Source organism: Limosilactobacillus vaginalis, from assembly GCF_025311515.1.
Taxonomy (GTDB): Bacteria; Bacillota; Bacilli; order Lactobacillales; family Lactobacillaceae; genus Limosilactobacillus; species Limosilactobacillus vaginalis.
The window spans coordinates 247452-258507 of record NZ_CP104399.1; the positions used below are offsets into that span (position 1 = coordinate 247452).

At 41.0% G+C, this 11056-nt stretch carries 11 protein-coding genes; 8 read left to right on the forward strand and 3 right to left on the reverse strand.

The features are described 5' to 3' along the window. Positions 1 to 117: 117 nt before the first annotated feature. The 3 genes from N4627_RS01070 (at position 118) to N4627_RS01080 (ending at position 3011) form a co-directional block, all read left to right on the forward strand. Positions 118 to 1101 (forward strand): ribose-phosphate diphosphokinase, encoded by a 984-nt coding sequence (locus N4627_RS01070; RefSeq protein ID WP_040531800.1) that lies wholly within the window; start codon positions 118 to 120, stop codon positions 1099 to 1101. Between the two features lie 194 nt (positions 1102 to 1295). Further along, entirely contained in the window at positions 1296 to 1973 is a 678-nt protein-coding gene (locus N4627_RS01075; RefSeq protein ID WP_003717820.1) for a hypothetical protein, read from the forward strand. A 150-nt stretch (positions 1974 to 2123) separates the two neighbouring features. Then, complete coding sequence (locus N4627_RS01080) at positions 2124 to 3011, forward strand: linear amide C-N hydrolase (RefSeq protein WP_191337055.1); 888 nt, start codon at positions 2124 to 2126, stop codon at positions 3009 to 3011. Positions 3012 to 3224: 213 nt separating this feature from the next. Here N4627_RS01080 and yidA read toward each other — a convergent pair whose 3' ends face one another. From yidA to N4627_RS01095, 3 genes are read right to left on the reverse strand one after another with little or no spacing between them, the layout of a single operon-like run. Continuing rightward, the gene (gene yidA, locus N4627_RS01085; RefSeq protein WP_003717822.1) at positions 3225 to 4046 is read right to left on the reverse strand and encodes a sugar-phosphatase; all 822 of its coding nucleotides are present in this window, start codon (positions 4044 to 4046) and stop codon (positions 3225 to 3227) included. Next, entirely contained in the window at positions 4046 to 5410 is a 1365-nt protein-coding gene (locus N4627_RS01090) for an HD domain-containing protein (protein ID WP_260964843.1), read from the reverse strand. The genes yidA and N4627_RS01090 overlap by 1 nt, the downstream gene beginning before the upstream one ends. Before the next feature lie 4 nt (positions 5411 to 5414). After that, positions 5415 to 6239 (reverse strand): lipoate--protein ligase family protein, encoded by an 825-nt coding sequence (locus N4627_RS01095; protein WP_040531803.1) that lies wholly within the window; start codon positions 6237 to 6239, stop codon positions 5415 to 5417. Positions 6240 to 6387: 148 nt separating this feature from the next. Here N4627_RS01095 and N4627_RS01100 point away from each other — a divergent pair, with 148 nt between their 5' ends. From N4627_RS01100 to N4627_RS01120, 5 genes are all read left to right on the forward strand, one after another. Beyond that, on the forward strand, positions 6388 to 6798 hold the full coding sequence (locus N4627_RS01100; RefSeq protein ID WP_313957846.1) for a DUF1934 domain-containing protein: 411 nt from the start codon (positions 6388 to 6390) through the stop codon (positions 6796 to 6798). Positions 6799 to 6842: 44 nt separating this feature from the next. After that, entirely contained in the window at positions 6843 to 7397 is a 555-nt protein-coding gene (rpoE, locus tag N4627_RS01105) for a DNA-directed RNA polymerase subunit delta (RefSeq protein ID WP_191337057.1), read from the forward strand. 172 nt (positions 7398 to 7569) lie between these two features. After that, positions 7570 to 9180 carry a CTP synthase gene (locus tag N4627_RS01110; protein ID WP_098044797.1) on the forward strand — a complete coding sequence of 537 codons (1611 nt, stop codon included), beginning with the start codon at positions 7570 to 7572 and terminating at the stop codon, positions 9178 to 9180. Positions 9181 to 9414: 234 nt separating this feature from the next. Further along, a complete protein-coding gene (locus N4627_RS01115) occupies positions 9415 to 10689 on the forward strand; it encodes a UDP-N-acetylglucosamine 1-carboxyvinyltransferase (RefSeq protein ID WP_003717828.1) in 1275 nt (424 codons plus the stop codon). A gap of 97 nt (positions 10690 to 10786) precedes the next feature. Further along, positions 10787 to 11032: a type B 50S ribosomal protein L31 gene (locus N4627_RS01120; protein WP_003717829.1), complete on the forward strand. Its 246-nt coding sequence runs from the start codon at positions 10787 to 10789 to the stop codon at positions 11030 to 11032. The last annotated feature ends 24 nt before the right edge of the window (positions 11033 to 11056 follow it).

Below are 11056 nucleotides of genomic sequence, written 5' to 3' on the forward strand. Positions count from 1 at the left end.
ATTTATATCATTAAAGTGTTGGTATAATAATGTTTGTCGTACACACAATTTTTATTAAAGGGACTGGAGATTGTTCTGCCAGTTTCCCAGTTTTGAATTAATCCAGTGGAGGATGCAATGACTACTAATCATTATTTTGACCCTAAGTTGAAGATTTTTGCTTTGAATTCAAACCGACCACTTGCCGAAAAGATTGCTGAACACGTTGGCGTTGAATTAGGTAAGTTGTCCGTTGACCGTTTTAGTGATGGCGAAATTCAAATTAACATTGAAGAAAGCGTTCGTGGTGATAATGTTTACGTTATCCAATCCACCTCAGCACCTGTTAATGATAATTTGATGGAACTATTGATCATGGTTGACGCTTTACGTCGTGCTAGTGCAAAGACCATCAATGTGGTAATTCCTTACTATGGCTACGCGCGTCAAGACCGGAAAGCACGTAGCCGGGAACCAATTACCGCTAAGTTAGTAGCAAATATGTTACAAAATTCTGGCGTTGATCGGGTAATTGCCTTAGACCTTCATGCTGCTCAGATTCAAGGGTTCTTTGATATTCCAGTTGATCACTTGATGGGCGCACCATTATTGGCTGAATACTTTATTAAGGAAGGCGTTGCTCAAGATGCTGTTGTAATTTCACCAGATCATGGTGGGGTTACTCGTGCCCGGGCCTTAGCTGAATTCTTAAAGTCACCAATTGCGATCATTGATAAGCGTCGTCCACGAGCAAACGTCGCTCAAATTATGAACATCATTGGGGATGTTAAGGGTAAAAAGTGTATCATGATTGATGACATGATTGATACCGCCGGAACCATTACTTTGGGTGCTCAAGCCTTGATTGATGCCGGGGCAAAAGAAGTTTATGCTTCTTGTACTCATGCGGTACTTTCAGGTCCAGCTATCGAACGGTTAGATAATTCGCCAATTAAAGAGGTTGTTGTGACTGACTCAATCCAACTGCCAAAGGAAAAGCAAATTGATAAGATTAAGCAAGTATCAGTTGCTCCACTTATCGGTTCAGCTATTAAGCGGATTAACGAAAATCGGCCAGTTAGCCCGTTATTCAAGAAAGTATTTAAGAGTGCGGAAATTTAATCATTAGGAGAGACTTAGAAAAAATGTTTCGTTTTTTCTAGGTCTCTTCTTTTGTAACTAATAGTTTCTGAACTTACCGAGTCTAATTCCCAGCTTCCACCTATTTCTAACGATATTCTTAAGAGCAGGGTCGAGAAGAGTAGTAGTGAACTCAGCATGGTATAATTATTTGTGGAGAAAAAGGAGGAGTAATTATGACAGTAAATAAGTTCTTCAAGAATGTCTCAGTAGGTGCTGCTGCACTGACACTTGTTCTAACGTTAGCCGGATGCGGTAATAGTCAATCGGCTAGTTCTACGAAGAGCTCATCTGCCAATAGCAGTACTCAGTCGTCTGAAAATGATTCAACTAAGGCGGTTCGTTCAGCTAACCGTTCAATTCGCAACAATAACTTTCAAGCAGCATACGATAATTTAAATAACACTAGTAATCGTTCAAATGAAGCTAATAATTTGAAGGATGATTTACAAAATTATTTAACTGCTAAGCGCGCATATGACAATGGTGATTACCAAACTGCCTCTAACAGTTTGAAACCATTAAAGTCTACTAGCACGGCAATGCGTGATGCTTATACAACTCTTCAATCTAAGATTAACAAGAAGCAAAATGCTAAGGCCACAAGTTCTTCTTCTAGTCAACGGATCGCAAATCAACAAGCATCTGATAAGACAAGTGATAGTGTTGTCGAAGCCTTTGCAAATAAGATGGGCTTCACTGGCGAAAAGGGTTATTCAATTATCCCAACATCTGCTAACGGTAGTGTTTATAAGCTAGAAGTTCGGCAAAACAATAGTGATAATACTGTTTCCAATATGATTGGAATTTATCAATATAACAGCCAAACTGGTGCGGTTACTAAATTACAATAAGATATATGCAATGAGGAGCAGCAATAGGGTGGTCTCTAGCGTTCGGCTTTACTAGAACGTTAGAGGCCATTGTTGTACCGCCTATTAGCTTTCAATATAAGTAATAGGATTATGTCACAACTTCTTTTTATTTCAGGTGGGTGAAGATAGATGTGCACAGTATTAACACTAGACCGGGAAAAATTATTTGGACGGACCATGGATTTTCCGCCCCGAACCCCATGGCGATTGACGTTTTTACCAGCTGGTTATCGCTGGTGTCCCGCAAGTGAAGAAAAAACAATCGATAACCATTATGCTATTTTGGGTGGAATGCGTCTTGTTGACGACCATTACCTAATTGGCGACGGGATTAATGATCAGGGACTGGTCTGTGCTGAACTCTTCTTCCCGGTTGCGGCTAGTTATGGGCAAGCACGTCCCGGCAGGTTAACGTTAACCCCACAGGACTTCATCCATTGGGTTTTGGGAAGTCATGCTACGGTACAAGAAGTAATTTCTGATTTGGAAAACATTAACGTTGTTAAGAAACGCTGGTTTGATGGAATTCAATACCCGTTTCACTGGTTCTTAATGGACTCAACAGGGAGCTATGGAATTGAGCCGTTAGCTGGTAAGCTGGTAGTGTTTAAAAACACGGTTGGCGTATATACTAATACGCCAGCTTATCCGGTTCAGATTGAGAAGTTAAATCGTTATCTTGGCAATGATTCAGAATCTCAGTTTACAGCGCAAACGAAAATTGATTTAGCCAAAATGAATGCTCAAATTACTGGTCGAAATTCAAGTGATCGCTTTATTTTGGCGGCCCAGGCACGTTGGGGAAGCAAAATATCAACGGTTGAAGAATTAAAGTCCTTCCTTCAATCCGTAACAATCCCTAAAAATGCCCAACACCCGCATAACTATACCCATTATCAGGCAATTATTAACCAACAAACTGGCGAATACCGCTTTTACAACCAACTAACTGGTGAGACGACAACGGACAATATAAAAAAACACGCTCAAGAAAAAGAAATTCAGCGGTTTGAATAAAATATAACCAGATGGGATTGTGACATAAGTTATATTACCTAGATAAAATACAAACGACGCAGTATACAAATGGGATTCAGTGCTCGGAAAATCCGAACGCTGAATCCCTATTTGTGCTTTCTAAAGACTAGCTACGCGTCGACGGGGGTTCGAAAACGAACTAGCGAGCTAGTTCTGTCTCACTCTCATCCCGTGGTTATTTTTCAATTTAGATTATCGTAAAACGTACTTTTCGACCGCTTTACCAACACCATCGTTATTATTAGTATCAGTAATTACATCAGCGACCGCCTTAGTCTCAGGAACTGCATTTCCCATTGCCACACCAATTCCGGCATATTCGATCATTGAATTATCGTTTTGAGCATTTCCAAGAGCCATCACTTCGTCTTGCTTAATTCCAAGCTCTTCGCTCAATGCTTTAAGGGTACTTCCTTTGCTTGCCCGGTGATTAATGATTTCTAGGTAAAAGTCTTCACTACGAATAACCGTGAACCGATCGCCAAACTCCTTAATAAATTTAGTTTGAACCTGATTTAATTCTTCTTTATCGCCCAGCATCATTCCCTTGGCAAGAACATACTGATCCTGTGTATGTGCCATTTCATCAAGCGAACGGACCCTGACAGGCATACTTACCAGGTCGGATTCATGAATTGTCCACGGACTCAGGTCACGGTTAGTCGTGTAGATATAATCACGAGATTCAAATTGTGATTTAACATTATTCTTGGTGCAGAAAGATTGCCAGTCAATGTAATCATCAAAGGATAACGTATAGTTAACAAGGACCCGTTCATTAGTTGATTGGGCAAGCGCACCGTTAAAACTAATTACGTATTCGTCATCCTGGTGGTTTAAGCCGAGTTCTGTAAGGTAAGCATTAACTCCAGTCATCGGCCGGCCAGTACAAAGAACGACTTTAACCCCTTGTTGCTTTGCAGCTTCGAGGGCTTCTTTGGTTTTAGGGGTAATTTGCCGCTGATCGTTAATTAGGGTTGCGTCAATATCGATTGCTACTAGTTTAATGGTCATTATTTATGCTCCTTTGGGTTAATAATATGGTTGTTTTGAATATAACTTTGAAATTCTTCATAGATCGGCTCAAAAATTTCAATATCTTTGTGTTCGTTGAGCATTTCCTTAGGGAAGAAAAACCGTTGGTCACCAGCTTCTTTACCAGAAACGCTAGCCACAAGCGTACTAACCTGCGACAGTTCGATTAAGTTACCGTTTGGCTGGATTAATTCAATTTGAGTTTGTGGATTTGAATTTTGTGGGTTATAAGTGTCGTAAGGAAGCTTAAAACTATCATTAACAGCGGTGTAGTAGTCGCTGTTGAACCCTGCCGTTTGGATTAATTTACGCAACTTTGGCAAAAGCGGCTTGGATTTTTCATCGTACAATGCAGACTTTAGTGGTCGCCGGTTGAGAAATCTTCTGGCGAGGTCATTAAGGATCTCATCTCGTGAGTGAGTCCAATGGTTGAAGTAGGTAGTAAGGACACCATCGTCAAGGGCAAGGTAGTCGTCTAATGTGAACCGATTATTGAAAAAGGGCATCAGCATGTAAGGGGTGAATTCCGGTTCAAATTCATTTGGGTGCTGGTAAATATACTTGGCCCGTTTTAAAAGGTGGTCAAGGATTACTTCCATTGATCGGGAAACGGGGTGGAAATATATCTGAAGGTACATTTGCAACCGGCTGATAATATAATCTTCAACCGCGTGCATTCCTGAAATATCAAAGGCTATTCCGCTCTTAATAGGTCGCATCATGAGGAGAACCCGATCAAGATCGAATTTCCCATAATTAGTTCCAGTATAGTACGAATCTCGTTGTAAATAATCCATTCGGTCAGCGTCAACCTGACTGGAAATCATTTGGACAACTTGGGGGTTATGGTAAGTGTGATCAATTACGCTCGCAACTTCTTCTGGGAAAGTTGGGGAAACACGACTCAAAATTCGGTTAACGTTGGTTGACGAGTTAGTAATAATTTCCCGGGTAATTGCTTCGTGATCCGTGTGAAAAATATGCTCAAAGGTGTGGGAATAGGGACCGTGCCCGAGATCGTGCAAGAGGGCGGCACAAAGCGCAACCGGACGCTCCCGGTCATCCCAGAGACCATCGCCAGGCTGACGGGTTGGGTAATTTCTCTGGAACCTGTTACACATTCTTCGTGTAATTTCATAAACCCCTAAACAATGGCCAAACCGGGAATGCTCTGCGCCGTGAAAAGTAAGCGAGGAAGTCCCTAATTGTTTAATTCGCCGCAATCGTTGAAACTCTGGAGTATTAATTAAGTCGAGAAGAATTTGATTGTCGACAATGATTTGACCATGAATCGGGTCACGAAAAACTTTTTCTTTAGCTAATTGTTCATCCTGAAAGGACATTTACTTATTCCTCCCCTTGAAGGCGTTCTTGAAGACGGGTAATTGTTGATAGTTCTTGACCTAAGTACTGGATAAATTTCTGTGACCACATTGCTTGCCGTAATTGCTGTTCCCCACGATCAGCAAAAATATTTAACAGGCGTTGTCTAGCTTCTTTAAGACTTAATGGTTTGCAAAGCAGCTCCTCGATGGTGGTCATTGATGTCGGCCAAATGTCTGGAAAGTGCCACTTATTTTCTTCGTTCTGCAGTCCCTTAGTATAGAAATCTCGAATTACTTCACCCCGGAGCATTTGAGGACCATTGACACTGAGGTACAGCATCACAACTACTCCCGACTTGTTCCGGCGTTGGGACATTCCGCCAATTTTTTGCCCATTAACGCTAAGATCAAAGGTTCCGGGGCAGTATGAATGGGTGATTTCTCCAGTCTTGATTGTAAGTTCAGGATAGGCAGCGCTAACGACATCGGTCATCACTTGGTAGGCTTCGTCAATTTTAAGTTCACCGCCGATAACGTGCCATGGTAGGAAAATAGAAAAATTGAGGATCCCAGAGTCGCTAGCAACTGCGAGCCCGCCTGAATTGCGAATGAAGTAGTGCAGTCCCTTATTAGAAAGGTAGTTTAATGCAGTAGAAAGGTGTGGGAGTCGTTGATCCTTTAGACCTAAAATAACCGTATCTTCTAGTGTCCAGAAATGAAGAACTGGGGATGGTAATTGATCGCTGGCGCGGAGGATCGCGTTGGTATACGTAAATGAAGAAAGATTATTTGCTGGCTTTAGTGGTTGGTCAAAGATCTCGACGTGTTGGTTTGAAATATTAATCATAATTAATTCTTCTTTTCTATAAATACTGGTATTATTTAACATTTTCATTATACTAAACTAGGCTGAATAATAACATTCGGAGACAAAAAACAGTTATAATCAGGACAAGATGCTTAATGAATGGGAGGTCTTTAATATCAAACGCGTAGTGCCAGTTCATATTCAATTAACGACCACGATGGAACAAGATGGTCAGCGTGATCAATACCATTTTGACGAACAAGGACAATTTGTTGAATTAAATGGTAAGTACTATCTTCACTATCAGGAACATCAAGGCGGAACAGCCACTCCGGTTCAGTTTCGCCTGGGAACGGATCATCTTCATTTAAGACGAAGCGGAATTCGGGAGACGGACTTTGAATTTCAATTGTCTGCACCAACAAAAACTCGTTACCGAACAGAATACGGAATTATCGGAATGTTGGTTACAACAAACCGGCTAGCGGTAGAATTTGATCCACAAGACGTTAATGGGTCAATTGATTTGGAGTATCAGTTAACCGCAAATGAACAATTAATTGGAACTTACCAAGTTCAATTGCAATTTGCAGCCTAACATTGTATACTGTAATTTAGACTTTTGAAGGGATGTGCACCAATTTGGATTTAAAGATTTTTGACGGCCAAGACAAATCAGAACTTTCAATGATCGAAGTTGCCCACGCTATTCTCGCACACCACGGCGAAGCAATGGCATTTGTTGATTTAACTAATGAAGTTCAACAATACCTTGGTAAGAGTGATGAAGAGATTCGTGAACGACTTTCTCAGTTTTACACTGATTTGAACATTGACGGCAGTTTTATCTCCCTCGGTGATAACACTTGGGGTCTACGTGCATGGTACCCATACGAATCAATCGACGAAGCAACCGTTGGTGAAAATGAAGATGACGAAGAGGACGATCGTCCAAAGAAGAAGCGTCGTAAGGTTAACGCCTTCTTAGCTGACTCTAATTCTGATGATGATGTTATTGATTACGATAACGATGATCCTGAAGATGAAGATCTTGATGATCAGGATGATGACGATGACATAGATTATGATGATGACGACGATGATGACGATTACAGCGATGATGATGGCCTTGATGATGGTATTGAAGGTCAATTATCTGAGTTGCAAGACGACGATGACGATGATGACGAAGAATAATTTTTAATATTTTGTTCTTGACTATCTGATGCCGAGCCTGTATTATCTTTCTTGGGCGCCTGTGAATTACAGGTAATCGTTCGTTAAAATGTTGGCTCCCTGTTTCAGTAGAAATGGGGAGTCTTTTCTATTTACTAACCCCATTAAAAAACAAAAAGGAGAAAATTACGCGATGACTAAATACATTTTTGTAACCGGTGGAGTTGTATCATCACTAGGCAAGGGAATTGTTGCTGCTTCTCTAGGCCGTCTGTTAAAGAACCGTGGCTTAAAGGTTGCTATTCAAAAATTTGATCCATACATTAACGTTGATCCGGGAACCATGAGCCCATACCAACACGGTGAAGTTTTTGTTACTGATGATGGGACCGAAACTGATTTGGATTTAGGTCATTATGAACGGTTTATTGACAACGACTTAAACAAGTACTCAAACGTTACAACCGGGAAGATTTATTCTGAAGTATTGCGGAAGGAACGTCGTGGTGATTACTTGGGACGGACTGTTCAAGTGATTCCGCACATTACTAACGCAATCAAGGATAAGATTAAGCGTGCGGGTGAAAGTACTGAAGCTGAAGTTGTTATTACCGAAATCGGTGGGACCGTTGGTGATATTGAATCACAACCATTCATGGAAGCCATTCGGCAAATGAAGGAAGAAGTCGGTGATGACAATGTCTTATACATTCACACGACCTTGGTTCCATACCTTCGTGCAGCTGGTGAAATGAAGACTAAGCCAACCCAACACAGTGTTCGTGAATTACGTGGCCTAGGAATTCAGCCAAACATCCTTGTTGTTCGGACTGAAAAGCCAATCACTGATGAAATGCGGAACAAGATCGCCCTATTCTGTGATGTTGATCCTAAGGCCGTAATTGAATCAATGGATGTAAATACGCTGTACGAAATTCCATTGAACCTCCAAAAGCAGGGAATGGATCAATTAGTAGTTGATCACTTTGGCCTTGATTGTCCAGTTGCTGACATGCGTGAATGGACTGATATGGTTAACCACATCGAAAATGATTTAAAGAAGACCGTTAAGATTGCCATGGTTGGTAAGTACACCGACTTGCAAGATGCGTACATCTCCGTTAACGAGGCTCTTCGTCATGCTGGCTACCCCGTTGATGCTAAGGTTGACATTGATCACTTTAATGCTGAAAACATTAATTCAGATAATGTTGCTGATACCCTTAAGGATTATGATGGGATCCTTGTTCCAGGTGGTTTCGGTAGCCGGGGAATTGAAGGAATGATTACTGCAATCAAGTATGCACGTGAAAATGATGTTCCTTACTTGGGAATCTGCCTTGGGATGCAAACTGCATGTATTGAATTTGCCCGTGATGTTCTTGGTTATAAGGATGCAAACTCAACAGAATTTGATCCAAATACTGAGCACAACATTATCGACTTGATGTCTGATCAGGAAGACGTTGAAGATATGGGAGGTACTCAACGGTTAGGTGCTTACCCATGTAAGTTGAAGCCAGGGACCGTTGCAGCTGCGGCTTACGATAACCAAAAGATGATTAGTCAACGGCACCGTCATCGTTATGAATTTAACAATGATTACCGTCAAGAGATGGAAGATCACGGACTGGTTGTTTCTGGGATTAACCCAGATCGGAACCTGGTTGAAGTTGTTGAATTACCAGAGAAGAAATTCTTTGTTGCAGCTCAATATCACCCAGAATTCAAGTCACGGCCAAACCACCCAGAAGGTTTGTTTAAGGCATTTGTTAAGGCTGCCGTTGAAAATAAGAATGATTAATTTCTTTTAACTGCTCTCAGGATAGGGATGAGATTTATGGCTTATCTTGAGAGCTTTTTTTGCGAAAAAATAGCCTTCAAAATTATTTAAGATTGCCTGCAAAAGGTTGTAATTTGTTAAATTATTAATTATCATTGTTAATGATTGTTTTGTTTAAGGAACAAACAATGTTTAGCTAAAATTAAATTAAAAATATTATAAAATCATAGAAATTTTAAGTGAGGAAACACGGACATGAAAAGAATGATCATTCAAGGAGGAAACCGACTCTCGGGCGAAGTTACGATCGGTGGTGCCAAGAACAGTACTGTTGCTTTGATCCCAGCAGCAATTTTAGCTGATACTCCAGTTGAATTTGATACTGTTCCAGATATCTTGGATGTTCACAACTTAATGATCATCTTGGAATCGATGAACGTTAAATCATCATTCACTCACGGATTTTTGGAAATCGATCCGACTCAGATCATTGAAGCTGAACTTCCAAGTAAGGCAATTAAGAGTTTGCGGGCTTCTTATTACTTTATGGGTGCTCTTTTAGGACGCTTCCATCGGGCAACACTGACATTCCCGGGTGGAGATAATATTGGACCGCGGCCAATTGATCAGCACTTGAAGGCATTTAAGGCATTAGGTGCTTCTGTTAGTGAAAACAACGGAACTGTTCATTTAGATGCACCAAATGGTCTTCACGGTACACGGATTTTCTTAGATATGGTATCGGTTGGGGCAACGATTAATACCATTTTGGCTTCTGTTCGCGCAGAAGGAACAACCGTGATTGAAAATGCCGCAAAAGAACCTGAAATTATTGATTTGGCGACATTTTTAAACAACATGGGTGCCCAAATTCGTGGTGCTGGAACGGACACAATTCGGATTACCGGGGTAGATACTTTACAATCAATGAATACCCATACTATCATTGCTGACCGGATTGAATCTGGGACTTACTTGGCAATGGCAGCGGCAGTTGGTGATGGCGTAATGGTTCATAACGTCATTCCAGAACACCTAGAATCATTCACCAGTAAGATGATTGAAATGGGTGTTGATTTGCAAATTGATAGCGATAAGATTTATGTACCGCGAGTTAAGCATCTCAAAGCAATTCACGTTAAGACAATGCCGTTCCCTGGATTTGCAACCGACTTGCAGCAACCATTAACACCATTAATGTCACTAGCAGAAGGCGATAGTACGGTTGTCGATACGATTTATCCAAAGCGGGTTAAGCACATTCCCGAATTACAGAAGATGGGAATGAAGATCGAAGCCCATGACGGAATGATTGTTATTAAGCACACCGATCATCTTCACGGTGCTGAAGTGACTGCCGGTGAAATTCGTGCCGGAGCGTCTTTGACGATTGCTGGCTTGATGGCAGAAGGAACGACAGTGATTAACAATGCTGGTAACATCCTTCGTGGCTATGACCGGATTGTTTGGAAGCTTAACCGTTTAGGCGCAAAAGTTTCTATCGAAGACGATAGCTCAGTAAAAATTTAATCAGTCTATTGCATCGATAATTGATTCGTGTTATTCTGTTAGGGTTGATTATCTATGTTTCAGGCAATGATTCATGGCAAAAGGAGCGTAATAAATTATGAAACAAGGAATTCATCCAGATTATCATCCAGTAGTATTCCAAGATGCATCTACTGGTTACAAGTTTCTCTCAGGTTCTACTGTAACCTCAAGTGAAACTATCAAGTGGGAAGACGGTAATGAATACCCATTAGTACGGGTTGAAGTTACTTCAGATTCACACCCATTCTACACTGGTAAGCAAAAGTTTACCCAAGCAGATGGTGCTGTGGACAAGTTCAACAAGAAGTACGGTCTCAAGTAAGACATACTTTACTAATTCAAAAAA

Excerpts from the sequence above, each read along its gene's own strand:
- N4627_RS01075 (WP_003717820.1), top strand. The coding sequence starts at position 1,296 with ATGACAGTAAATAAGTTCTTCAAGAATGTCTCAGTAGGTGCTGCTGCA.
- yidA (WP_003717822.1), bottom strand. The coding sequence starts at position 4,046 with ATGACCATTAAACTAGTAGCAATCGATATTGACGCAACCCTAATTAAC.
- N4627_RS01115 (WP_003717828.1), top strand. The coding sequence starts at position 9,415 with ATGAAAAGAATGATCATTCAAGGAGGAAACCGACTCTCGGGCGAAGTT.
- N4627_RS01120 (WP_003717829.1), top strand. The coding sequence starts at position 10,787 with ATGAAACAAGGAATTCATCCAGATTATCATCCAGTAGTATTCCAAGAT.
- N4627_RS01095 (WP_040531803.1), bottom strand. The coding sequence starts at position 6,239 with ATGATTAATATTTCAAACCAACACGTCGAGATCTTTGACCAACCACTA.
- N4627_RS01080 (WP_191337055.1), top strand. The coding sequence starts at position 2,124 with ATGTGCACAGTATTAACACTAGACCGGGAAAAATTATTTGGACGGACC.
- N4627_RS01070 (WP_040531800.1), top strand. The coding sequence starts at position 118 with ATGACTACTAATCATTATTTTGACCCTAAGTTGAAGATTTTTGCTTTG.
- N4627_RS01090 (WP_260964843.1), bottom strand. The coding sequence starts at position 5,410 with ATGTCCTTTCAGGATGAACAATTAGCTAAAGAAAAAGTTTTTCGTGAC.
- N4627_RS01110 (WP_098044797.1), top strand. The coding sequence starts at position 7,570 with ATGACTAAATACATTTTTGTAACCGGTGGAGTTGTATCATCACTAGGC.